The sequence below is a fragment of the Proteus cibi genome (assembly GCF_003144405.1).
GTDB classification, from domain to species: domain Bacteria; phylum Pseudomonadota; class Gammaproteobacteria; order Enterobacterales; family Enterobacteriaceae; genus Proteus; species Proteus cibi.
The window spans coordinates 1-25,542 of sequence record NZ_PENW01000023.1 but is presented as its reverse complement, the minus strand read 5'-3'; the positions used below and the strand labels follow the sequence as shown (position 1 = coordinate 25,542).

At 40.9% G+C, this 25,542-nt stretch carries 21 protein-coding genes; 13 read left to right on the top strand and 8 right to left on the bottom strand.

The window, feature by feature from the left end; all coding sequences use genetic code 11:
* The 3 genes from ppc to metB all read right to left on the bottom strand — a co-directional run bounded on the left by ppc (position 1) and on the right by metB (position 7,144).
* Positions 1–2,637 carry a phosphoenolpyruvate carboxylase gene (gene ppc, locus DK865_RS13195; protein WP_023583445.1) on the bottom strand — a complete coding sequence of 879 codons (2,637 nt, stop codon included), beginning with the start codon at positions 2,635–2,637 and terminating at the stop codon, positions 1–3.
* A gap of 898 nt (positions 2,638–3,535) precedes the next feature.
* Entirely contained in the window at positions 3,536–5,974 is a 2,439-nt protein-coding gene (locus DK865_RS13190) for a bifunctional aspartate kinase/homoserine dehydrogenase II (protein WP_109392127.1), read from the bottom strand.
* Between the two features lie 9 nt (positions 5,975–5,983).
* Positions 5,984–7,144 carry a cystathionine gamma-synthase gene (gene metB, locus DK865_RS13185; protein WP_023583442.1) on the bottom strand — a complete coding sequence of 387 codons (1,161 nt, stop codon included), beginning with the start codon at positions 7,142–7,144 and terminating at the stop codon, positions 5,984–5,986.
* A gap of 282 nt (positions 7,145–7,426) precedes the next feature.
* Between metB and metJ the strand changes: the two genes are divergently transcribed.
* Positions 7,427–7,744 carry a met regulon transcriptional regulator MetJ gene (gene metJ / locus DK865_RS13180; RefSeq protein ID WP_006534139.1) on the top strand — a complete coding sequence of 106 codons (318 nt, stop codon included), beginning with the start codon at positions 7,427–7,429 and terminating at the stop codon, positions 7,742–7,744.
* A 202-nt stretch (positions 7,745–7,946) separates the two neighbouring features.
* Here metJ and yjjJ read toward each other — a convergent pair whose 3' ends face one another.
* Positions 7,947–9,251 (bottom strand): type II toxin-antitoxin system HipA family toxin YjjJ, encoded by a 1,305-nt coding sequence (yjjJ, locus tag DK865_RS13175; protein WP_109392135.1) that lies wholly within the window; start codon positions 9,249–9,251, stop codon positions 7,947–7,949.
* Positions 9,252–9,463: 212 nt separating this feature from the next.
* A complete protein-coding gene (gene rpmE, locus DK865_RS13170) occupies positions 9,464–9,676 on the bottom strand; it encodes a 50S ribosomal protein L31 (protein ID WP_006534140.1) in 213 nt (70 codons plus the stop codon).
* A 203-nt stretch (positions 9,677–9,879) separates the two neighbouring features.
* On the opposite strand from rpmE, the gene priA reads away from it, so the two are divergent.
* From priA to rraA, 7 genes are all read left to right on the top strand, one after another.
* Positions 9,880–12,081, top strand: coding sequence for a primosomal protein N' (priA, locus tag DK865_RS13165; RefSeq protein WP_109392126.1), 2,202 nt, complete (start codon positions 9,880–9,882; stop codon positions 12,079–12,081).
* A 305-nt stretch (positions 12,082–12,386) separates the two neighbouring features.
* On the top strand, positions 12,387–13,418 hold the full coding sequence (gene cytR / locus DK865_RS13160) for a DNA-binding transcriptional regulator CytR (protein WP_036914575.1): 1,032 nt from the start codon (positions 12,387–12,389) through the stop codon (positions 13,416–13,418).
* 70 nt (positions 13,419–13,488) lie between these two features.
* Complete coding sequence (gene ftsN / locus DK865_RS13155; protein WP_109392125.1) at positions 13,489–14,277, top strand: cell division protein FtsN; 789 nt, start codon at positions 13,489–13,491, stop codon at positions 14,275–14,277.
* Between the two features lie 113 nt (positions 14,278–14,390).
* Positions 14,391–14,921 carry an ATP-dependent protease subunit HslV gene (hslV, locus tag DK865_RS13150; protein WP_023583438.1) on the top strand — a complete coding sequence of 177 codons (531 nt, stop codon included), beginning with the start codon at positions 14,391–14,393 and terminating at the stop codon, positions 14,919–14,921.
* A gap of 12 nt (positions 14,922–14,933) precedes the next feature.
* The gene (gene hslU / locus DK865_RS13145) at positions 14,934–16,268 is read left to right on the top strand and encodes an HslU--HslV peptidase ATPase subunit (RefSeq protein WP_023583437.1); all 1,335 of its coding nucleotides are present in this window, start codon (positions 14,934–14,936) and stop codon (positions 16,266–16,268) included.
* Between the two features lie 97 nt (positions 16,269–16,365).
* Complete coding sequence (locus DK865_RS13140; RefSeq protein WP_023583436.1) at positions 16,366–17,283, top strand: 1,4-dihydroxy-2-naphthoate polyprenyltransferase; 918 nt, start codon at positions 16,366–16,368, stop codon at positions 17,281–17,283.
* Between the two features lie 109 nt (positions 17,284–17,392).
* On the top strand, positions 17,393–17,896 hold the full coding sequence (gene rraA, locus DK865_RS13135) for a ribonuclease E activity regulator RraA (RefSeq protein ID WP_006534154.1): 504 nt from the start codon (positions 17,393–17,395) through the stop codon (positions 17,894–17,896).
* Positions 17,897–17,987: 91 nt separating this feature from the next.
* On the opposite strand, the gene zapB is transcribed toward rraA, so the two are convergent.
* Positions 17,988–18,230, bottom strand: a complete 243-nt coding sequence (gene zapB / locus DK865_RS13130; protein WP_036933299.1) for a cell division protein ZapB — start codon at positions 18,228–18,230, stop codon at positions 17,988–17,990.
* A 294-nt stretch (positions 18,231–18,524) separates the two neighbouring features.
* On the opposite strand from zapB, the gene DK865_RS13125 reads away from it, so the two are divergent.
* Both DK865_RS13125 and glpK read left to right on the top strand, forming a co-directional pair.
* Entirely contained in the window at positions 18,525–19,340 is an 816-nt protein-coding gene (locus tag DK865_RS13125; RefSeq protein WP_023583434.1) for an MIP/aquaporin family protein, read from the top strand.
* 42 nt (positions 19,341–19,382) lie between these two features.
* On the top strand, positions 19,383–20,915 hold the full coding sequence (gene glpK, locus DK865_RS13120) for a glycerol kinase GlpK (RefSeq protein ID WP_023583433.1): 1,533 nt from the start codon (positions 19,383–19,385) through the stop codon (positions 20,913–20,915).
* Between the two features lie 102 nt (positions 20,916–21,017).
* On the opposite strand, the gene emrD is transcribed toward glpK, so the two are convergent.
* A complete protein-coding gene (gene emrD, locus DK865_RS13115; RefSeq protein WP_023583432.1) occupies positions 21,018–22,202 on the bottom strand; it encodes a multidrug efflux MFS transporter EmrD in 1,185 nt (394 codons plus the stop codon).
* Positions 22,203–22,539: 337 nt separating this feature from the next.
* Here emrD and fpr point away from each other — a divergent pair, with 337 nt between their 5' ends.
* A complete protein-coding gene (gene fpr, locus DK865_RS13110) occupies positions 22,540–23,286 on the top strand; it encodes a ferredoxin--NADP(+) reductase (RefSeq protein WP_109392124.1) in 747 nt (248 codons plus the stop codon).
* Between the two features lie 64 nt (positions 23,287–23,350).
* On the opposite strand, the gene DK865_RS13105 is transcribed toward fpr, so the two are convergent.
* Positions 23,351–23,782: a DUF805 domain-containing protein gene (locus tag DK865_RS13105; protein ID WP_023583430.1), complete on the bottom strand. Its 432-nt coding sequence runs from the start codon at positions 23,780–23,782 to the stop codon at positions 23,351–23,353.
* Between the two features lie 97 nt (positions 23,783–23,879).
* Here DK865_RS13105 and DK865_RS13100 point away from each other — a divergent pair, with 97 nt between their 5' ends.
* Together DK865_RS13100 and tpiA are read left to right on the top strand one after the other, a co-directional pair.
* The gene (locus tag DK865_RS13100) at positions 23,880–24,515 is read left to right on the top strand and encodes a DUF1454 family protein (protein ID WP_023583429.1); all 636 of its coding nucleotides are present in this window, start codon (positions 23,880–23,882) and stop codon (positions 24,513–24,515) included.
* A gap of 106 nt (positions 24,516–24,621) precedes the next feature.
* Positions 24,622–25,392 (top strand): triose-phosphate isomerase, encoded by a 771-nt coding sequence (tpiA, locus tag DK865_RS13095; RefSeq protein ID WP_036914565.1) that lies wholly within the window; start codon positions 24,622–24,624, stop codon positions 25,390–25,392.
* The last annotated feature ends 150 nt before the right edge of the window (positions 25,393–25,542 follow it).

Sequence of the window (25,542 nt, the reverse complement as noted above, 5' to 3'; positions counted from 1 at the left end):
CTAGCCTGTATTACGCATACCCGCAGCAATACCGGCAATAGTGACCATTAGTGCCTGCTCAATTCGAGGATCAGACTCGCTATGTGTGCGAGAACGTTGTAACAACTCAGCTTGAAGTACGTTTAATGGATCGGTATAGACATTACGTAGTGCAATAGATTCCGCAACCCATGGCAAATCAGCCATTAAGTGTTCATCTTTTGAAATTGCCAAGACACTCTTAATATCATCGGAGAGTTGCTGACGTAATTTAGATCCTAATGGCCATAAACGCTCTTCAACTAAACGTTGATCGTAATATTCTGCTAACCATAAATCCGCTTTGGCATACACCATTTCCAACATCGCAATACGTGTATTAAAGAACGGCCAGTTCTCACACATATCGTCTAATACGGCTTGTTTTCCGCTATCAATTTCATGTTGTAATGCGGCACCAGCACCCAACCAAGCAGGTAACATTAAGCGGTTTTGAGTCCATGCGAAGATCCACGGAATAGCACGCAAGGTTTCAACACCACCAGTAGGACGGCGTTTAGCCGGACGTGAGCCTAATGGTAGTTTACCCAACTCGCCTTCTGGGGTTGCTGCTCTAAAATAAGGAACAAAGTCTTCTTGCCCTCGTACATAGTCACGATACATAGCACAAGAAACATCAGATAAGGAATCCATTACCTCAATCCAAGGCGCTTTTGGCTCTGGTGGTGGCAATAAATTCGCTTCTAAAATTGCACCTGCATAGTGAGCAAGGCTACTGATTGTGACTTGTGGTAAGCCGAACTTAAAGCGGATCATTTCGCCTTGTTCCGTCACACGCAGACCCCCTTTTAAACTTCCTGGTGGTTGAGAAAGTAATGCTGCATGTGCAGGTGCACCACCACGACCAATCGTACCGCCACGTCCATGGAATAGTGTTAATGTTACGCCTGATTTTTCGCAGAGTTTGATTAATGCATCTTGAGCACGATATTGCGCCCATGATGCCGCCATCACACCCGCATCTTTTGCTGAATCTGAATAGCCAATCATCACCATTTGTTTATCATCGATTAAATCGCGATACCAAGGGATATCAAACAAACGTGTCATCACGCTTTCAGCGTTATTTAAGTCTTCAAGTGTTTCAAATAATGGTGCAACAGGTAAGCGAATATTTGCACCGGCTTCTTTCAGTAATAGTTTTACGGCTAATACATCAGATGGCACTTTTGCCATTGAAATCACATAAGAAGCAATAGAATCTTTAGGTGATTGTGCAATGACACGACACGTCTCAAAGACTTCTTGAGTCGCGGCACTTGGCTGCCAATTTGTCGGGATCAGTGGGCGTTTAGAATTTAATTCTTCAAGTAAGAACGTTTGTTTTTGCTCTTCAGACCAATTCGCGTAATCACCCAGTTCTAAATATTGTGTCAATTCAGAGAGTGCTTCCGTGTGATTGGTACTTTCTTGGCGAATATCAAGCTTAACGAGCTGTAAGCCAAAACAACGGATACGACGTAATGTATCTAACAGTTGCCCATTAGCGATAATACGCATACCACACTGAGTCAGTGATTGATAACACGCATATAGCGGCTCCCAAAGTTGGGCATTATCAATTAATAATCCTTCAGGAGGTAGAGATTGCTGTCCTTTAATGCGTTGTTCTAAATAATCGCGTGTCACTTGTAAGCGAGTACGCAATTGTTTAGCGATTTCACGATATGGCTCTGCAACTTCAGCACCACCGGCTAATTCACGCAGTTCAGGTGTACTTTCTGTCATTGAAAGTTCTGAAACAAGGACTTGAATATCATTTAAGAATAAATCAGCGGCTTTCCAACGACTTAATAGTAAAGCATGACGTGTGATTTCAGCCGTCACATTTGGGTTGCCATCGCGATCTCCACCCATCCATGAGGTAAAACGAATCGGAGAAGCTTCTACTGGTAAATTGTAATCAATGGATTCTTTAAGCTGCTCATTAAATTCACGTAAAAAAGCAGGAACACCTTCCCATAAACTATTTTCAACAACCGCAAAGCCCCATTTCGCTTCATCAATCGGTGTTGGGCGAATTTTTCTAATTTCATCCGTGTGCCATGATTGCGCAACTAACTGGCGCAGACGGCGCATAATATTAGTTCGCTCATAATCCGCTAAATCATCGTGATCCAGTTGAGATAAACAGGTATTTACTTCAACTAATTTATGAATAAGTGTACGACGTGCAATTTCGGTTGGGTGTGCCGTTAATACCAGTTCAATAGAGATTTGCTCTACGGCTTCTTTTAATTGCTCGTCAGTAAAATTCTTATCTTTTAGTCGAGTGATTAGTTTTGCCAATGCCACAGGATTGCTCGCCGCTTCACCGTGAGGCGAAATACTATGGTATTGTTCTGCCACATTCGTCAGGTTTAAGAATTGATTGAATGCTCTAGCAACAGGCAATAATTCATCATTAGAGAGATTTTGTAACGTCAACAACAGCTTTTGTCGCTGAACTTCATTACCTGCTCGTGACGATTTAGATAATTTTCGAATAGATTCAACCTTATCTAAAATTTCTTCACCGAGTGCTTCTTTTATCGTATCTCCAAGTAGCTTACCAAGCATACTGACATTGCTACGCATAGCTGAATATTGTTGATTCATAAGACTCCTGACCTTGTCTTTGTGGCGGTAACAACATGCTTCTTCCTATTAGAAAAGTCATGTCCTCCCAGTTGTGTAATTAACTTTCATTTCTGATGTGACTTTATTTTGATTTTTGTGATAAGCCACACTGCTTTTTTTACTTAGCCTACTATTCATATCAGAAAATAATCGTTTTGGGGGATTTTTCTGAAATTTAATTACGGCTTTAGTCTTATTAGAATGGCTAATATTCATGCTGTTCTAGCTCAATTTTATCGAGAATAAGGACATTTTTTCGTTTCTTATCTACAGTGAAGAGTTTTTTACTAAAAAGAGAGAGATACGTGAAAATTTATCTGGCGAGAAATTTAGATGATTTTTTTTAATATTGATAAATTGTCTGGTCTATTTTTTGATTTTTAGCTTATTTTACTAACGAGCTATAACTCATGTTTCTCTTTCACTCCTTATTTCTCTTCTCTTTTACTAGATTAAGATTTTCATAAGATAAAAACGAATAAAGCGCTGAATATCAGCGCTTTAAATTAAGAATAACGAATTGTCTTTCAGTAAGTTAAGTTGTCTGTTGTAAATAATGTGGTTAATCGAATTGTACTCTAAATAACGTTTAAACACGTTGTCACTGTACTTCAACTTCCACTCAAGACGCTTAAATTTCACATCATGAGCTACCGACAAAAGTTCTCTTTAGCTTGATGGTTCACCTCCGTCATTTCATTTCTTAGTGGGACAATCTGTCTTACTACTTTTGACATCAATCGCTCCTTTGTGACTAGAGATACGTTAAGTATAGCCAAAGAAATTAAAAAAATTGGGTGATATGACACAAAAATGACAAAAGGTTATCAGCAGAAAATAACCCGCTGATAACCCTTATAAAAAAGAAATAATGTAATTACAGTAATTGAGAAAGGCGGTTTAGATCTGACTGAATTGCGCCTGCGGTCACATCTCTGCCAGCTCCTGGCCCTCTGATCACAAGTGGATTATCACGATACCAACGACTTTCAATCGCAAATAAATTATCCCCCGGTAACAGTGAAGCAAGAGGATGATCTTTTCTCACTGCTTCGACACCAACTTTGGCTTTACCATTAGCATCAAAACGGGCGATATAACGTAATACCATATCCATTTCATTTGCGGCAGCTAATCGTTGTTCCATTTGTTCATTGATCAATGCACTGTTATCAAAAAACGCTTCTAACGAACCCGTTTCAGCTTGTACTGGTACTAAAGATTCAACTCGGACTTGTTCTGGCTCGATGTCATAACCGGCTTCACGAGCAAGAATAACCAGTTTACGCATCACATCTTGCCCTGATAAATCAATACGAGGATCAGGCTCGGTTAATCCTTGTTGCCAAGCTTGTTCCACCAGCTCACTGAAAGGGACTGTGCCATCAAATTGCAAGAATAACCAAGAGAGCGTGCCAGAAAAAATACCGCTAATTGATAAAATAGTGTCACCACTTTCACGCAGATCACGCACCGTATGATTAATTGGCAAACCCGCCCCCACAGTAGCGTTATATAACCAATGGCGACCCGTTTTAGAGAACGCGTCTCGTGTGGTACGATAACGTACACTCGAAGCCGAGCCAGCAATTTTATTTGCACTGATAACATGAAAACCGTAGCTAGCAAAATCTTCATAAGAAGCAGCTAGAGACTCATTGGCGGTAATATCAACAACCACTAAATCATCATAAGGATGCGCTCGCATCCAAAGATAAAGCGACTCTTCCGTATGTTCAGTCGCTTCGTCATCAAAGAAAGCTAAAGCGCGACTAGGATTAATCCCTTGATAATCAAGTAAACTACGACGGCTATCGACCACACCGGCAAGAATAAACTCAAAATCACTACGTGCTGATAAAGGCTCTTGTTCACGAGCAAACAATTCTAACCAACGTGATCCAATATTCCCTTTACCAAACAGCACTAAACCAATTTGTTTTTCAGCTCTAAATAATGTTTGATGCAAACCTTGTAGTAAGTGCTCGGTATAATTACGTAACACAGCAACTAGGCTGATATTATCTTCAGCATGCCAAATAAATTCAACGGGTTGGTCTTTAAGTTGTTGATAAAAACGATGACAATGCAATGGATTTTTACAAACACCCGCCCCCACTAACGCCACTAATGAGAAGCCTTCTCGTAAATGTAATTTACCCGGCAAAACGGCGTCTTGAAGTACATCTAATGCGCTATTAGCGACTTCGCTGGTATAGCAAAGTTGTAACAGTTGGCTGTCTTTATCCACACCAGTAGCTAACGGACGGATTTGTGTGCGCTTAAGTAATTCATCAACCTCTTTCACCACTTGTTCGAAATTTTGATGAGATGAAAGTTGGAGTTCAATCAAACAAACATCATCATGGCTAGTCACGATTTTAGCGCCCGTTCCTGATGCTAAAACACGTTCTATACGAGTTGACCCCTGTTCGGGTTGATAGCTACAACGAAGTTGTAAATCAATATTACTGCCTGAAACGGGTTGAAGTGTACGCGTATGTAAAACTGGGGCGGCTAATCGAGCCAATTCACTCGCTTCATCTAAACGCAACAAGGGTAATAAACAAGCATCTTTTACTTTGCGAGGATCTGCACTATACACACCCGCAACATCACTCCAAATAGTCACTTTACCGACATCAGCTAAAGCACCTACTTGTGTTGCAGAGTAGTCACTACCATTACGACCTAATAAGACCGTTTCACCTTGTTGATTGCGACTAATAAAACCCGTTACAACAAAACGACTTTCAGGATGTTGAGTTAATAGTGATTGGAGTAATGGGCGAGATAACGTTTCATTTACTTGTGGCTGAGCCGCACGTTCAGCACACAAGAATTCACGGGCATCTAACCATACACTAGGTAAACCTTGTTCTGACAGCAAGGCTGCCATTAATCTTGCAGACCAAATTTCACCGTGACCAACAACTTCTGCATAAGTTGCGTCTGTAATGGGTTTATCCAACAAATAACTTAAGCGTTCAAGATCAGCAATAAAGGTTTGAGAAAGTAATTCTGCATTCTCTTTTGAAAGCAGCCCTTCAATTAAGGATAACTGGTAACGGCGCAACGTTTGTTGAACTTGATGGGCAGAGATACGATCACTTTGGCTAAGTTTTAGCCAGTTAATCAACTGATTCGTCGTAGAGCCCGCCGCGGAAACCACCATTAGGTCATTCGGTTGGCTATAGTTCGTCATAATATTCACGACACGTTGATAACATTTTATGTCCGCAAGACTACTACCACCGAATTTATGTAACTGACGGCAAATCGGCTCCGCCTGTTGTTTAATCGCCACTACGCTCATGATCCATGGTTACCTTTTAGTTGCTGCATCAAACGCACTTTGCAAATCATTGATTAAATCCTGACTATCTTCAATACCCACTGAGATACGAAGTAATGATGGGCTGATCCCCGCTATTTTTTTCGCTTCTTCTGACATACCCGCATGTGTCATGGTGGCAGGGTGACAAATTAAGGTTTCTACCCCGCCCAAAGATTCTGCCAGTGTAAAGAGTGTTAATTGAGATAAAAAGAGTTTAATCACATCCAGTCCCCCTTTTAACTCAAAACTTAACATCGCACCGAAACCTTGTTGCTGTTTTTTTGCTATTTGATGACCAGCATGGCTTTCCAGTGCGGGATAATACATTTTTTCGACTAATGGCTGTGCTTGTAAGAATGCCACTAATGCCTGTGCATTTTCTTGCTGAAGTCGAATTCGAGGTACTAATGTTCTTATACCTCGTAATAATAAATAGCTATCAAATGCGCCAGAAGTGACACCAATATTATTCGCCCACCAGCTTAGCTCCTCAAGCTGTTTCTGACACTGACAGATAACAACCCCTGCAACAATATCTGAGTGTCCATTGAGATATTTTGTACATGAATGCACAACAATATCAGCGCCTAATGCTAACGGTTTTTGCAACACAGGGCTCATAAAGGTGTTATCAGCAACGACTAAAGCCCCTTGTTGATGAGCCAGTTCACTGATCTTTTGAATATCCGTTATTCTTAAAAGAGGATTACTTGGTGTTTCGATAAAAACAATTTTAGGCTGATGCGCTAAAGCCTGCTTAAGTGCAATATCATCATTTTGATCAACAAAAATGACACGGTAAGCTCCGCGCTCTTGTTGGCTGTTAAAAAGACGATAACTTCCCCCATAACAATCATGAGGTGCAACAATCACATCACCAGGTTTTAGAAAAACTGTACAAATTAAATGAATAGCTGACATTCCACTGCTAGTGACAACGGCTCCCACACCACCTTCTAGCTCGGCTAATGTCTTTTGCACCATATCTCGTGTTGGATTGCCTCGACGAGAATAATCATGCTCACGAGGCTGATTAAATTCTAAAAAATTGTAAGTACTCGAAAGATAGATAGGCGGTACGACACAACCAAATTGAGTGTCTTCATTTAGCCCATTATGGATAGCAATTGTTGCTGTTTTCTTCGTCATACAGGCACCTTGTCACAGCGATAAGTGGAGAAATCTACAACAGCATACCTAATTAGACATAAAGACGTCAATACATCTAGCCATCTAAACTACTTTACGGATAGATTAAGTAATGGAATAATACATAAATTGAGAATATCGCCAGTGACTATTACTTTTTCTCTCACCTTCAGCCAGAAGAGTCGGTGGTTTTAGAAAAGTCATGATAAACTGGTATTGCCCATCAGAATATGGGTTAGCCCTATTCTGACTTCAACTAAATGATATTAATTAAGGTAATCCATGGCTGAATGGAACGGTGAATATATCAGCCCTTACGCTGAGCATGGCAAAAAGAGTGAGCAAGTTAAAAAAATTACAGTTTCAATTCCATTGAAAGTGTTGAAAATTTTGACCGATGAACGCACTCGCCGTCAGGTTAATAACCTAAAACATGCAACCAATAGTGAGTTATTGTGTGAAGCATTTTTGCACGCATTTACCGGACAGCCTCTGCCAAATGATGAAGACTTACGTAAAGAACGTAACGATGAAATCCCTGAAGAGGCAAAAGAAATAATGCGCCAGCGCGGGGTTGATCCCGATACTTGGGAGTATTAATCAGCGTCAGTTTTTGACTTATTGCTTGATTAACACGAACAAAAAAGCCCAAAGTAAAAACTTTGGGCGTCAGATTATGCCCCCCTAGCTTTTAGCGAGAGGGGGGTTCTTTAGGTATGTATCGAAGATAATGCTCATCAACTGCATGAATAAAACCTAGCAATACATCATCTTAAGTTAATTTTTTTAGGTCTATTTGTCATCACCCTAGGCGAGCTATACGCGAACTTGCTTCATCAAGATGACTACGTAACGCTTTAAGGCAGGGAGAAAAATTGTCAGAAAAACAATTACAGCTCTCGGCTAAAGTATAAAACTGCTCGGCTAACTCTAAACATTCCTGCCAGATTTCACCGCTGATCCCATCAAGTAATGTCACTGGACGAAGTGTATTGACTATTTCACCACCGAACTTAGGTGCAAATCCCATGGGTAAAATATCGTAGGCAGGTGAAATCTCATATGGGCGGCCATGTCTACTGATAAACGACAAATTGCCGTGATGCATATCAGTATTTCCAATCAACATACCAAATGCCCAACGGCGTGCCGTGCTAATCGCAGCATCTGGATGAACGCGTTTTTGCTTAATTAGCTCATTCACTAATACTGGCCAAGGCTCCCTTGCCCGTCCTATAAACTCAGCATCTAGTGCTTGTAAAGAAAAAAGACCTATACGGCCTAGTGGACCTACACGATCAAATCGTGGGATTTCGAGGAAGCGTTGCCCTTCAAAATCAAATACCTCTGTTTCAACTCCAAGTACTTTTAATGCCAGATGCTCAGCTTGAAGCAGATCACGCCAACGTTCACTAACAGCATTATTATGAGGCGCCGTAAATTTTACGATAACATGGCCTTTCTCTGTATAGGCACAGAATTTGGGTTGCTCCCCACCCGCCGATGAACCAGGGTCCTCTCCCGAGCTAACAGCTCGTGCTAATGTGGGAAAAGTTTTATCACGCTCAACAATTTCTGGTGTCTGCATACCCAAAAATTGATCTCTTGCCTGCTCTCCTATTAGCAGATTTCCCACCGCATCATGCCCATGAGTCAGTAATGCTCTGATTATATCGGTATCAGACCAACGATCGGGGTTTTGTGGCAAACCAAGCTCAGCCGAATAGGCTGAAGCATAAGCTCTTCCAAGATATCCTTGGGGGCGCATATCCAATAACCACCACGGCAAACCTTCACTATGTCGGTTCACATTGTCTATCCGCTCCATGACGAAACCTTCTGGGAAAACTGGCGTCAATTTACCTAGTGGCTTGACCTTACCTTCTTCATTTATGCGATAAATAGGCACTGAATTAAACCCACGGGAACTATCTCGTAAAGCATATTGAATAGAGGCTCCTGAACCAATTCTCACAATATCATCACTTAGCGCGTTTAATGCCCGTGACAATGTTGGCTGACTAATATTCATAATATCAGTAAGTTGTCTTGCTGACCTAGGTTCATTACGTAGTATTTGCCGTATCAATTCAGCGCGTATTGTCATGATATTAATTGCTTTATGAATAAGTGAGTGAATAGATAAATGAATAGATAATTTATCAATTGTGATCTGGCTTGTCACTACCAAAAGCGTTATCTAAAAAGAGAAGACTTTGCCCATAAAAAAAGCCCAAAGCAAAAACTTTGGGCTTTTTTTCAATTCCGAACTGTCTGCAAGATGCCAGACGAGGCTGACATCTTGTGACAACAAATATCTTATTTGCTGCCTGGAATTTTGAAGCGTTTGTTGAACAGATCAACACGACCACCAGTTGCAACATCACGTTGTTTACCAGTATAGAATGGGTGGCATTTGTCACAAACGTCCAGATTCAGGTTATGACCTGCAGTGGAGTTGATTTTCATAACGTTACCGCAAGAACAAGATGCAGTAATTTCTTCGTATTTAGGATGGATATCTTTTTGCATGGAAAACCTCTACTAAGGCCGTGTCGCCATTCAGCCCACAGCCGAACACCACACGTCGTGTTGATTGAAATTAAGTGTTTGGTAATTTATCTACCAAAGGGGGCGGATCATACAGAATATCCACTAAACGCGCAATGAAATCTGCACACTTTTTGTGATATTCTTAACGTCATCTTTTCGCTAAAACTCTCGGAAACCCTGATATGACCATAGTTCAGGTGATTTTACCTGTACCACTATTTTCCTCTTTTGATTATCTGTTACCAGAAGGGATCGATGCGCCTGTTATCGGTAGTCGAGTGATCGTGCCTTTTGGTAATAAACGCCGCTCTCTTGGTATTGTCAAAGGACTCAGTACTCACAGTGAGTTTCCTATCGAAAAGCTAAAGCCTATTGATGAGATCCTTGATCGTGAAACACTCTTTCCCGGGGTGTTATGGGATATGTTAAATTGGGCATCGGCTTACTATCACTATCCTTTAGGGGAAGTGCTATTTCATGCCATGCCGATTTTATTACGACAAGGAAAACCCGCAGAATTCACACCATTATGGCAATGGTATGCCACTGAAGAGGGAATTAATCTCGACCTCAACAGTTTAAAAAGTGCAAAAAAACAACAACAAGCATTGGCTGCGCTTCGCCGTACACCTTTATATCGCCATCAACTTGATGAATTTGAGATCACCACGGCAACACTCAATAACTTAAAAAAGAAAGCCTTTGCAGATCTCCGCCCTATTCAACCGGCTCCTATACATTGGCACGATGATCTTGCGGTTCAAGGCGAACGGTTTAAATTAAATACCGAACAAGCTATTGCAGTCGGTGCAATCACAGCGCAAGCTGATCAATTCTCACCTTGGTTATTATTGGGTATTACAGGCTCAGGAAAAACGGAAGTTTACTTAAGCGTATTAGAAAAAGTGCTCGCACAAGGTAAACAAGCACTGGTACTGGTGCCCGAAATTGGCTTAACACCTCAAACCATTCGCCGTTTTAAAGCTCGCTTTAATGCGCCAGTAGATGTACTGCATTCAGGATTAAATGATACTGAACGGTTAGCCGTTTGGTTACGAGCAAAGCGAGGTGATAATGCCATTATTATCGGTACACGATCAGCGCTTTTAACCCCTTTTAATCATCTTGGTATTATCATTATCGATGAAGAGCATGATGGCTCTTATAAACAACAAGATGGTTGGCGTTATCATGCCCGTGATCTCGCCGTTTTCCGCGCAAAGCAAGAAAATATTCCTATCGTGATGGGAACTGCAACCCCATCCATTGAAACCAGTTTTAATGTTGAGCAAAAAAAATATCAACAACTCACACTGACTCAACGGGCAGGTAATGCCAAACCCGCAACAGAGCATTTAATTGATTTAAAAGGGCAACCTCTGACAACAGGACTGTCTCCAATTCTGATTAAAGCAATCAAAGAGCACCTGAATGCAGGTAATCAAGTGATGCTCTTTTTAAATCGCCGAGGATTTTCACCCGCATTGTTATGTCATGAATGTGGTTGGATAGCAGAATGCCCTCGCTGTGATCACTATTATACGCTCCATCAAAAACATGGCATGTTACGTTGCCATCAATGTGATAGTCAGCGACGAATTCCAGCACAATGTCCACAATGCGGCTCAACCAATTTAATGCCTGTAGGGTTAGGAACCGAGCAACTTGAACAAGGAATTGGTGAATTATTTCCTGATACGCCAGTGACACGAATTGATAAAGATACAACAAGTCGGAAAGGTGCTTTAGAGCAGCAACTGGAAGATATTTATCAAGGTGGTTCACGTATTCTTATCGGTACACAAATGTTAGCTAAGGGGCATCACTTTCCTGATGTCACCTTAGTCGCTTTGCTTGATGTGGATGGCGCGCTGTTCTCCAGTGACTTTCGTGCAGCCGAGCGCTTTGCACAGCTTTATATACAAGTATCAGGTCGAGCTGGTCGTGCGGGTAAACAAGGTGCTGTCTATTTACAAACTCACCAACCCGATCACCCTCTATTGCTGACGCTATTAGAAAAAGGCTATGACGCTTTCACTAAAGAAGCTTTACAAGAGCGACAAGCAACTTTTTTACCGCCTTATTCTAGTCATATTATGATCCGCTCCGAAGATCATAATAATCAACGTGCACCTCAGTTCTTGCGACAGCTCAAACAGTTTTTTGAACAACATCCAATGCGAGATGCTAACTTATGGGTAATGGGGCCAGTTCCTGCTATTCAAGCCAAACGGGGTGGAAATTATCGCTGGCAATTATTGCTCCAACATCCTTCGCGGGGTTATTTACAAAAATTAATGTCTATCACTTATCCTCAGATTGTCGCTTTACCTGAGAGTAAAAAGGTGAAATGGAATATTGATGTTGACCCAACAGATTGTTAAGGATCTTTTCTACCTCAATTGAATATATTTTGGTCAGCCTTCTGTTGAGGATACAATATCGTACAGAGACTCGTTACAACCCAAGACTATTTATCAAATTTGCGAACTACCTCATAAAAACGATTGGTATCACACTTTTTATGCAAACTAGGTAACAGTATCTATTTAAAAAGCGGGTAGAATAACAATTTAGAATATTTCTTGAATTAAAAACCGTCGATAAAATCCTTTTTTAAATATTGGCGGTTTTTTTGCAATAAAAAAGCAATCGTTTAACTAAACCATCCAAAAGGGAGGTATGGGGTTTGCAACAGAATAATAAAGATAATACGCAAGCAACAATGAAAGATGTTGCCCTTGCAGCCGGCGTGTCCACAGCAACCGTGTCACGTACTTTAATGAATCCGGAAAAAGTATCCTCACAAACCCGTCAGAAAGTTGAACAGGCTGTTCTTGATGTGGGCTATTACCCTCATAACCTGTCAAAAAACCTTAAACGTAACGAGTCAAAAACGATCCTCGTGATCGTCCCTAACATCAGCGATCCCTTTTTTACTGATGTTGTGTGTGGCATCGAAGAAACCGCCGCACAACACGGTTATCTCGTGTTAATTGGTGATTGTAAGCATCAGCAAAAACATGAAAATGCCTTTATTAATCTTATTATTACTAAACAAATTGACGGCATGTTATTGCTTGGTTCACATATTCCTTTTGATGTTTCCAAAGAAGAGCAAAAAAATCTCCCCCCCATGATCATGGCAAATGAGTTTGCACCTGAACTCGAACTCCCCACTGTTCATATTGATAATCTAACCGCTTCTTTTAGAGCAACACACTATTTACAGCAAATGGGGCATAAGCGCATTGCGTGTATTACAGGCCCTGAAGATATGCCTTTATGTCGTTATCGTTTACAAGGCTATATTCAAGCCATGCGTAGAACAGGTGTACCTTTGCGCGAAGATTATATTATTCGTGGTGATTTTACCCATGAAAGCGGTGCAGAAAGTCTGAAAAAACTGATTTCTTTACCAGAGCCACCGACAGCCGTGTTCTGTCATAGTGATATTATGGCAATTGGCGTTATGTGGCAGGCGAAAAAATTAGGATTAGAGCTCCCTAAAGATCTCTCTGTGATTGGTTTTGATAATCTTGATATCACACGTTATAGCGAACCAGCACTGACAACAATGGAACAACCTCGTTATCAAATTGGTCGTGAATCTATGTTGTTATTACTCGACCAACTACAAGGTAGACCTGTTGCACCCGGCTCTCGCTTATTAGATTGTGATCTCATTATAAGAGACAGTGTCTGTCGGCTTAAAAGCTAGGCAAAACACACTATGTTAAGTAACATATCGTTTGTGATACCTATTCCTTTAATTATCAGCGAATCGAACTGTGGCACAACGAGACTATGTGGGACGAGGGCAGACATCTGCTCGTCGTAAAAAGACAACGAAAAGTAAGAGCAAAAAGGCTGCTAAAGGGCTGCCTTTAACGACGCTTATCGCGACAATCGCTATTGTGGCGCTGTTTATCGGCGGTCTCTATTTTATTACACATAATAAAAAAGAAGCCGTAGAAACAACGCCAACCATCACTGGGCAACATCCAGCGAATAGCCTACCGCCAAAACCGCAAGAGCGTTGGCAATATATTAAAGAACTGGAAAATCGTCAGGTAGGTACACCTTTACTGCCTGAATATCCTTCATCGGGTAGCCAGATTAATCCGAAAGCAACACTTTCGCCTGAGCAGTTGCGTTTTTTACAACAAATCGAAGCGGATAAGCGCCAACCTGCCGTTCAACTGCCAGAAGTACCTTATAACGGGGAAGTACCGCGCTCACAAGTGGTTGTAACGCCACCTGCAACAACACCTTCTGTTGCACAACAGCCCGTACAAACTCAACAACCGCAAGCACCTACAATTGTTACACCACCGAAAGCGACTGTTACTGAAGCAAACTTTTTAGTGCAATGTGGCTCATTTAAAAACACAGAGCAAGCTGAATCCGTAAGAGCAACTCTGGCTTTTTCTGGTGTTGAAAGTCGAGTGACAAAAGGTAATGATGGTTGGATCCGCGTCTTATCAGGTCCTTACAGTAAAGAACAAGCCAACTCCGTGAGTAGACAAGCAGCCGGAGCTGGCGTATCAGGTTGTATTCTTCGCTCTTCTGGGGGTTGAAAAAAAAATTTTCTCCCCCACCTATAATTCTAATTCACACAACGGGTCGTACTTTATCTTAAATAAAGGTACTTCCCGTCTCATTTTTTATTGATTAAACCAGGGGCTGACTCATGACTACAATCGTAAGTGTTCGCCGTAAGGGCCAAGTTGTAATCGGTGGTGATGGACAGGCGACGATGGGTAATACCGTCATGAAAGGCAATGTTCGCAAAGTACGCCGTCTTTATAACGACAAAGTCATTGCGGGATTTGCTGGCGGCACTGCTGATGCTTTTACTCTTTTTGAACTGTTTGAGCGTAAATTAGAACTTCACCAAGGGCATTTAACGAAAGCTGCGGTAGAACTTGCTAAAGATTGGCGCACAGACAGAATGCTACGCAAATTAGAAGCGTTGCTTGCTGTTGCAGATGAAAATACATCTCTTATCATCACGGGTAATGGTGATGTGGTTCAACCAGAAAACGATTTAATTGCTATCGGTTCTGGTGGTCCTTATGCACAAGCAGCGGCTAGAGCTATGCTAGAAAATACTGAACTTTCTGCACGTGAAATTGCTGAAAAAGCACTTAACATCGCTGGAGATATCTGTATTTATACTAACCATAATGTCAACTTTGAAGAACTCTCTTCAAAAGAGTAAGGATTAGAGAGCATGTCTGAAATGACTCCTCGCGAAATTGCCAGCGAACTCGATAGATTTATTATTGGCCAAGATAAAGCGAAACGTGCTGTGGCGATTGCCCTACGTAACCGCTGGCGTCGTATGCAGCTTGATGAAGCGCTGCGTCATGAAGTAACACCTAAAAATATTCTGATGATTGGACCTACTGGTGTAGGTAAAACTGAAATTGCACGCCGTTTAGCAAAATTGGCAAATGCACCTTTCATCAAAGTTGAAGCAACTAAATTCACCGAAGTGGGTTATGTGGGTAAAGAAGTCGATTCTATTATCCGTGATTTAACCGACTCTGCGGTCAAAATGGTACGTAGCCAAGCTATCGATAAAAATCGTTTCCGTGCTGAGGAAATGGCTGAAGAACGTATCCTTGATGTCCTTATTCCACCCGCAAAAAATAACTGGGGTGTAACAGAACAAGCATCAGAACCATCAGCTGCACGTCAATCTTTCCGTAAAAAATTACGTGAAGGTCAATTAGACGATAAAGAGATTGAAATTGAGTTATCTGCAACACCAATGGGTGTTGAAATTATGGCTCCTCCAGGAATGGAAGAGATGACGAATCAATTACAATCGATGTTCCAAAATTTAGCGGGTCAGAAACAAAAAGCGCGCAAGATGAAAATCAAAGATGCGTTTAAGCTTATTGTTGAAGAAGAAGCAGCTAAATTAGTTAACCCTGAAGAGCTTAAGCAACAAGCGATTGATGCGGTAGAACAACACGGTATCGTCTTTATTGATGAAGTAGATAAAATCTGTAAACGGGGTGGACAAAGTTCTGGTCCTGACGTTTCTCGTGAAGGTGTACAGCGTGACCTCTTACCTCTGGTTGAAGGTTGTACAGTTTCAACAAAACACGGTATGGTAAAAACAGACCATATTCTGTTTATTGCATCAGGTGCATTCCAAGTTTCAAGTCCTTCTGATTTAATTCCTGAATTACAAGGACGTCTGCCAATTCGTGTTGAACTTCAAGCACTGACAGCAGAAGATTTTGAGCGTATCCTAACTGAACCTAATGCATCGTTAACAAAACAATATGAAGCATTAATGGCAACTGAAGGTGTGTCTATTAGCTTCACAGAAGACGGTATTCGCAAAATTGCTGAATCAGCATGGCGCGTAAATGAAACCACTGAAAATATCGGTGCTCGTCGTTTGCATACCGTTTTAGAGCGTTTGATGGAAGAAATTTCCTACGATGCGAGTGAACGTCAAGGTCAATCAGTATTGATTGATGCAGAATATGTGAAACAGCATCTGGATGAGCTTGTCGCAGATGAAGATCTGAGTCGATTTATTTTATAATCAACTTGTGCGATCCTTATCAGCAATATTTACGTGGGAGGCTTGCCTCCCATTCTTATTTTTATAATAACAACGAACATGAGTATCGAATTTCAGCATGAGCGCTCTAAATTCCACTAGCCGGACTCAGGCCTGGCTTGAAAGTTTACGACCCAAAACACTACCTTTAGGGTTAATTGCCATAGTGACTGGTTCCGCATTAGCGTATTGGATGGGTCATTTTGAGCTACCTATTGCACTGCTTGCTATATTGACTGCGGGAACGTTACAGATCCTATCAAACCTTGCCAATGACTATGGTGATGCCGTAAAAGGAACCGATACTGAAGAGCGTTTGGGACCACTTCGTGGAATGCAAAAAGGCATAATAACAGCGGCTCAAATGAAAAAAGCGCTGATCCTAAATGTTATTATTTCCTGTATCTGTGGTATTGCACTGATTATTGTCGCCTGTAAAAAGCCTGAAGATGCTATTGGCTTCCTCGTGATGGGTTTACTCGCCATTGTTGCCGCAATTACTTATACCGTGGGTAAGCGCCCTTATGGTTATATGGGGCTGGGTGATATCTCGGTTTTAATTTTCTTTGGCTGGTTAAGTGTCATCGGAACTTATTACTTACAATCCAATACCTTTGATATTGTTACCCTACTTCCTGCCACAGCCTGCGGTTTACTTTCTGTCGCTGTTCTAAACATTAATAATATGCGCGATTTAGAAAGTGATATTCAGGCAGGTAAAAATACATTAGCAGTTCGCTTAGGCCCTGCTGGCTCACGAACTTACCATACTTGTGTTATTTTTCTCTCTATTGCCTGCTTAATTATCTTCACTCTACTTTATATGCATCGCTGGACAGCCTGGTTATTTTTACTCGCTACCCCGATGCTTTTACTGCATATCAAACGTGTGAATGCCGATCACTCTGGTGAAGCAATGCGCCCTCTACTCGAACACATGGTAAAAGCGGCACTGTTAACTAATGTTCTTTTCTCTTTAGGTTTAGTTTTAGAATAATTTCACTCTATTGTTGATTTGACTCACTGAATTTTCAGTGAGTCTTTTGCCAACCGCCCCTGTTAAGGGATATACTGGACTTTCCTGTGGCAACCTGACGTAATCTCCTATGAAATATGATACTTCTGAACTCTGTGATATCTATCAAGAAGATATCAATGTCGTAGAACCGCTTTTCTCAAACTTTGGTGGTCAAAGTGCCTTTAACGGGCAAATCATCACCGTTAAATGTTTTGAAGATAATGGCCTGCTTTATGACTTACTCGAAGAAAATGGTAAAGGCCGTATTCTTTTGGTCGATGGCGGTGGCTCTGTACGTAAAGCCTTAGTTGATGCTGAGCTAGCGCAACTGGCTGTTTCTAACGAATGGGAAGGCATTGTCGTTTACGGTGCAGTACGTCAAGTTGATGCATTATCAGAGCTTGATTTAGGTATTCAAGCGATGGCAGCTATCCCAGCAGGTTGTCAAAGTGAAGGCATTGGTGAAAGTGATATCCGTGTTAACTTCGGTGGCGTTACCTTCTTCTCTGGTGATTATCTGTATGCTGATAACACAGGGATCATTTTATCTGAAGAGCCATTAGGCTTAGACGAAGATTTGATTGAAGAATAATGTAACTTTTATCTGCGTTCTTACGGTTTCAATACTCAAAAGCCACCTAACGGTGGCTTTTGTTTTTTAGGCTTTAAGCAAACAAAGACAATTATTGCACGTCTTCCATTTTACCTAATAGTGCGCGTAAACGCTCTTGCCAGCTTGATTGCTCTTGTTTCAATTCTTCATTTTCACGAACAAGAGCTTCGCGCGATCCTTTCGCTTCTTGAACTTCTTGGTTCAGCGCATCATTTTTTTCTTTTAGCTCTTCGATTTCCATCTGTAATAACGTGATGGTATCAATTGCTTGTTGTACTTTTGATTCTAACTTCTCGAAAACTTCAAATGACATACTGTAATCCCCCATATAATCGATACTTCCGATTGTAAGTAGCCTATCAACAACTGTCTAGCATCTTCCGAGGAATTACATTCTTTTTTCAATTTATCAAAAACACTGGTCAGATCACATTACAAATGTCGAACAAGTCACTAATTAAGAGCGTTTTCACTCATTTTCTTGATGAGACACACAAATTTCAATTTCGCTTATTCTCGTTTACGCTCATTAACGATAAATTCACAGTTATCTTTTCAATTCGAAAAGAATACTAACAATAAATAACCCTCTTTCAGGATAGAATATATGAGCCAGACGAAAACCTCTCTTATGGGTCAATGCATTTCTGAATTTATCGGAACTGCGTTGCTAGTCTTCTTCGGCCTTGGTTGTGTTGCCGCAGTACGGATTGCAGGTGCAGAGCTAGGACTATGGGAGATAAGTATTATCTGGGGGCTGGGTGTTGCCTTAGCCGTTTATCTTACCGCTGGCACCTCTGGTGCTCACTTGAACCCTGCAGTGACTGTTGCATTTTGGTTATTTGCTTGCTTTGAACGCAGAAAAGTTATCCCTTATATTATTGCACAAATGTTAGGTGGTTTCTTCGCCGCTGCGATTGTGTACTTTATGTACTACAGCGTTTTCCTCGACTACGAACAAGTTAATGGCATTGTCAGAGGCTCACAAGAAAGTCTCTTCACTGCTGGTGTATTTTCAACTTATCCTGCAGCTCAAATTTCCGTTGTACACGCCTTTTTTGTTGAAGTTATCATTGCCGTTATCTTAGTTGGATTAATTTTAGCCTTAACTGATGATGGCAACGGTGTACCTAAAGGCCCATTAGCGCCTTTACTGATTGGTATTTTAATTGCTGTTATCGGTGGTGCATTTGGTCCATTAACTGGGTTCGCCTTAAACCCTGCCCGTGACTTTGGTCCAAAACTGGTTGCGTACTTTGCTGGCTGGGGTGATATTGCGCTGACTGGTGGACGTGATATCCCTTATTTCTTAGTTCCAATCATTGCTCCATTTATCGGTGGTATCTTAGGCGCATTGGCTTACCGCAAATTAATTGGCCGTCACTTGCCTTGCGATACCTGCAAAATTGAAGACGATAAATAAAATTAAGAGCAATATTGTTGATTATCAGAACAGGTTACTAATATGACAACAGAAACAAATACATCGAATACCGAGAAAAAATACATTGTTGCACTGGATCAGGGCACGACCAGTTCACGCGCCGTAGTTATTGACCACAATGCTAATATCGTCAGTATTTCACAGCGTGAGTTCACCCAAATCTATCCTAAACCAGGCTGGGTTGAACACGACCCAATGGAAATTTGGGCAACACAAAGTGCAACCTTAGTTGAAGTATTAGCAAAAGCAGATATTCCATCCGACCACGTTGCGGGTATCGGTATCACAAACCAACGTGAAACCACTATTGTATGGGATAAAGAAACGGGTAAACCTGTTTATAACGCAATTGTATGGCAATGTCGCCGTACTGCGGATTTCTGCACTCGCTTAAAAGATAAAGAAGGTGTCGAAGAATATATTCGCCAAAATACAGGTTTAATGGTTGACCCTTATTTCTCTGGTACAAAATTAAAATGGATCCTCGACAACGTCGAAGGTGCGCGTGAAAAAGCAGAAAAAGGCGAACTGTTATTCGGTACTGTTGATACTTGGTTAGTGTGGAAAATGACACAAGGTCGTGTTCACGTTACAGATTACACTAACGCCTCACGTACCATGCTATTCAATATCCACTCTTTAGATTGGGATCAAAAAATTCTCGATCTGCTGGATATTCCTCGCAATATGCTACCCAAAGTGGTGCCATCTTCAGAAGTTTATGGTCAAACAAACATTGGTGGTAAAGGCGGTACACGTATTCCTATCGCAGGTATGGCGGGTGACCAACAAGCAGCACTTTATGGTCAACTTTGCGTACAAAGCGGTATGGCAAAAAATACCTATGGTACTGGTTGCTTCTTACTGATGAACACAGGTAAAGAAGCGGTTCGTTCTAATCATGGTTTGTTAACTACAATCTGTTGTGGTCCTCGTGGTGAAGTGAACTATGCCCTAGAAGGAGCGGTATTCGTTGGGGGAGCTTCTATTCAATGGCTACGTGATGAGCTAAAACTCATTGATGAAGCCACTGACTCTGAATACTTCGCAACTAAAGTTAATGATACGAATGGCGTCTATGTTGTTCCTGCATTTACAGGTTTAGGCGCGCCATATTGGGATCCGTATGCGCGTGGGGCTATTTTTGGTTTAACTCGTGGCGCTAACCGTAATCACATTATTCGTGCAACCTTAGAATCTATCGCTTATCAAACACGTGATGTGCTTGATGCAATGCAAGCTGATTCAGGGGCGCGTTTACAATCACTGCGTGTTGATGGTGGCGCGGTTGCCAACAACTTCTTAATGCAGTTCCAATCCGATATTTTAGGTACTCGTGTAGAACGCCCTGTTGTTCGTGAAAGTACCGCATTAGGTGCCGCATTCCTTGCAGGCCTTGCTATCGGTTTCTGGAATGATTTAGAAGAAGTGAAAAACAAAGCCGCTATTGATAAGGAATTCCGCCCTGGTATCGAAACCACCGAACGTAATTATCGCTATAACGGTTGGAAGAAAGCCGTTGCTCGCGCTCAAGAGTGGGAAGATCGCGGTTAATCGCAGTAAAACAGTTTGAGAGAGAAGTAGCCTAGGCTACAAAACTAAAATGCCGAAATTTTTATCTCGGCATTTTTTTATTTCAGTCACTGCATTAATCAACTAAATAGTATGTTCTTCATGACTAAAACGATGAGCCAAAGGAAGCCAACAAAGCATAATCACTACTGACATGGCAAACATGATCATACCTAAGCTAAATTGGTTATGTTGTGGCAGTAAAGCAGAAAACCATGTTGCCACACCTGAACCTACATTTTGTAAACCACCTACCAATGCACCAGCAGAGCCCGCTAAATAAGGGAATGGTTCCATTGCGCCTGTTGTTGCCAACGGAAATAACATACCCGCACCAAAGAAAAACAGTGCCGCAGGTACCAGTAATGTCCAGATATTAATAATATTTAGCCAACCGGGGAGCCACATTAAAATACCCGCAGATAAGCAACAAAACACAGAGTGCCACATCAGCTGAACAAAGGTTTTACCTTCACGACCAGCATACCAAGCTCCGAAGAATGCTGCGGGGATTGGTAAAATAAATAATATGCTGATAGTAATACTATTTAATCCTAGCACGCCGCCCATTAACACGCCGCTTGATGCTTCAAAAACAGCAATACCCGATAACGCACAAATCAGCATAATCAAAAATGCACTGAAGGTACTGTTTGAAAGCAGTAAATAAAATGATGACAACATTTTACGTTTTTCAACTTGTACAGGACGCGTTTCTGGCATCCAACGATACATACAAAACAGGACACTGGTTCCTAATAATAATAAGAAGATATAACACGCATGCCAGCCAAAAAAGTGAGCGACAACACCACCAATCATTGGCGCTAATAATGGACTAACTAACACACCCATATTTAACAAACTATTGGCGTAACGTAATGCAGTTCCTGTATATAAATCACGGGGTTGAGTACGTGTCATAACACCGGCAACCCCCGTTCCCATTCCTTGCAAGGTACTAGCAATAACCAGTGTGGTTAAATTTTGCGAGAAAATCGCCACCAGCGTTGATAAGCAAAAAATCGTCATTCCGACTAAAATAACAGGACGACGCCCTACTTTGTCGGAAATAGGCCCATAAATTAGCTGTGAAAAACCATAAGAAAAAAGATAGGCACCCATAACTTGCTGTACCGCCCCAGTTGGCTCACCAAAGTAAACGGCCATATCAGCAATAACAGGAACATAAATAGTTTGAGTCATTTGACCCACAGCAACCAATGCAATTATCAATAATAATAGATTTGCATGCTCTAACTTTCTCATTTCTTTTCTTTACTCAAGAATTTCAGATAAATAAATTAACGGACAGACACACACTACAGAGAATTTATAAAAATAAACTCCGCAAAATGCATGCCTTTTCAGAATGAGACTAAGTTAACAAATTTGGAGAAATTTGCGAGATAGCCAGCAATTTTTGTATAAAGATTAATGTCAGAGAAATACACCATAGTTGTCAATATAAATGTACATATTGTGTCATATATTGACAAAATATTAGATTAATCACATCAACGCATCATCTTGATAAATAAAAAATCGTTTCCTATTTAGAATAAATAAGCGACATAAGCATGTTTATCAAAAGGAGATAATCTCTATGGCTAATTGGGTGAATGGAAAAGTAACTCAAGTTCATCACTGGACTGATGCGTTAATGAGTCTCGTCGTCAATGCTCCTATTGATAAGTTTACAGCCGGGCAATTTGCAAAATTAGCGCTAGATATCGATGGCGAGCGAGTACAACGCGCCTACTCTTATGTAAATGCACCCAATGATCCTAACTTAGAGTTTTATCTTGTTACTGTACCCGAAGGAAAATTAAGTCCTAAATTAAGCACACTTGAAGTCGGTGATGAAGTACTGGTTACTGAGCAAGCTAGCGGCTTTTTTGTATTAGAAGAAGTTCCCACAGCAAATACACTTTGGATGCTTTCGACCGGAACAGCCATTGGACCTTTTCTATCTATTTTGCAATTAGGGCACGATCTGGAGCGATTTGAAAATATCGTTCTTGTCCACGCTGTTCGATATGCTAATGACTTAAGTTATTTACCTTTAATGGAAAAACTCGTTGAACGTTATCAAGGTAAATTACGTATTCAAACTGTTGTCAGCCGTGAAAATCATATTGGTTCATTAACAGGACGTATTCCTGCACTCATTGAAAGTGGTGCTTTAGAAAAAAAGGTTGGTCTAACCATCAGCCCAGAAGAGAGCCATATTATGTTATGTGGTAATCCTCAAATGGTCAGAGACACTCAACAACTCTTAAAAGAACAACGGGAAATGCGTAAGCACTTACGACGCAAACCCGGACATATCACCAGTGAGCAATATTGGTAATAAGACAAAAATAAAGGTGAGATTATTTATCTCACCTTTATTTATTTGATTTTAATAACATGAATTAACGCCAGCGACGATAATCTACTTGCTCAGTCTGTTTGCCAAAATAGTTTTCACCGTCATTACCAACAAATACACCGCAATCAAGCAGCATAATCATCCCGATAAAAGAAGGAAGAAAACGTCCCATCGCCCATTGCCAAAATGGTTCTAAACTACTGGTATCGGCTAATCCTAACATCACGGCAAGTAAGAGTAATAAAAGCCAGATTCCTCTTTTATTTCTATCATGGAGTCTTTTAGTAAAGATTGCGCACAATGGATAAAGAATAAAGAAAATCAATATCCACGTCACAATGGCAGGTAACGGATAAATCCTATCATTAATAATAGAAAGGCATAAAAAAAGAGCAAAACAAGTCCCTAAGCCAGCCCAAAAATCACGACGCCCAATTCGTCCTTTGAATGAAAATGCCCAATGTTGTAAGGTCATAAATTCTCAATAAGTTACTTAATTTGTGAATTACACTGTCCATTTAGTATCAAATAATACAGACTAGCCAATAACAGCACAGACAAGCGGAGGACAGATGATAAAAGCAAACACACTTTCTACGTTATACCTGATAATCATAAGCATTGCTCTTTGTTTGCCAACTTCAGTTTTTGCAACAGAGATGTCTGTTGCACAAAAACAGCCCGCTAAAAATGATATTGCCTACCTTAAACAGGATGCACCTGTTTTTGAGATAACTATTCCGGAGCTAAGAGCTAAGTTCAATCAACAAAATCCGTTGTTATCACTTAATGAATATAAAATTATCACTAACCACGATATTGCGATCCCTCTTGTCAGAGCCGCAACGCGTATCACGCCTTATCTCTATTCATCTGCAATATTAGAACGCGGTAGCGAAAAAATAAAAAGTTTACAACTCACGCTGATCCACACTCCTGATTCACCTGAGTTAGAAAAGATAAATCGCGAGATCACAACGCAATATATTATCACTTTAGTCACTCAATTTGACTCATCAATAACTCAAGAGCAAATTCAAGAGGCGCTCAATTTATTCGCCTTTAAAAATCAAACTTCTGATTATATTAGCCATGATGTGGGGGCTATTCGCTATATTATTGCCCATGAAGATAACCAATTAACGACGTTCGCCATTGAACCGATTAAGCTTTCTTTAAACAGCAAGATCGTTTCAGCTATTCCGTGATAAAAAACAAAGCTATTCTATTCATTGTTCTCTATACTGTTGTGCATCAACAGAATTCGTGTTTATTAGCAAACTAAATTTAAACCACTCGGTTGGAGGAAAAGTTATGCGCCATCCATTAGTCATGGGTAACTGGAAACTCAACGGCAGCATTCATATGGTTCATGAATTAATTGCTGCATTACGTAAAGAAGTTAGCGGTGTTGCAGGTTGTGATGTTGCTATCGCACCACCCGCAGTTTACCTATGCCAAGCACGCCATGAAATTGGTGGAAGCCGTATTGCATTAGGTGCTCAAGATACAGGTGTTAACTTATCAGGTGCTTTCACTGGTGAAACTTCAGCAGAAATGCTGAAAAACGTTGATGTTAAATACGTTATCATTGGTCACTCTGAGCGTCGTACCTATCATAAAGAATCTGACGAGTTTATCGCTCAAAAATTCGGCGTATTAAAAGAGTTAGGTTTAACACCCGTATTATGTATTGGTGAAACTGAAGCAGAAAACGAAGCTGGCAAAACTCAAGAAGTGTGTGCTCGCCAAATCGACGCAGTGTTAAATGCACATGGTGCAGCTGCATTTAAAGATGCCGTTATTGCTTATGAACCAATCTGGGCTATCGGTACAGGTAAATCAGCAACGCCAGCACAAGCTCAAGCTGTTCATAAATTTATTCGTGATCATATCGCGAAGAAAGATGCGGCTATTGCTGAACAAGTGATCATCCAATACGGTGGTTCTGTTAATGATAAAAATGCAGCAGAACTGTTTGGTCAACCAGACATCGATGGTGCATTAGTCGGTGGCGCTTCACTGAAAGCGGACGCATTTGCCGTTATCGTTAAAGCAGCGGCAGAAGCTAAAGCGAAAAAATAATTTTTATCTTTCTGGCTTATGCCGTTAATCGATAAAAAATAGAGAAAATCACCTTACTGAATATAAAACATGAACTGCACCCCAAAAGTTGGACACCAACTTTGGGGTGTTTTTCTATGGCTAAATATTCTCTTGATTTTAAACTAAATG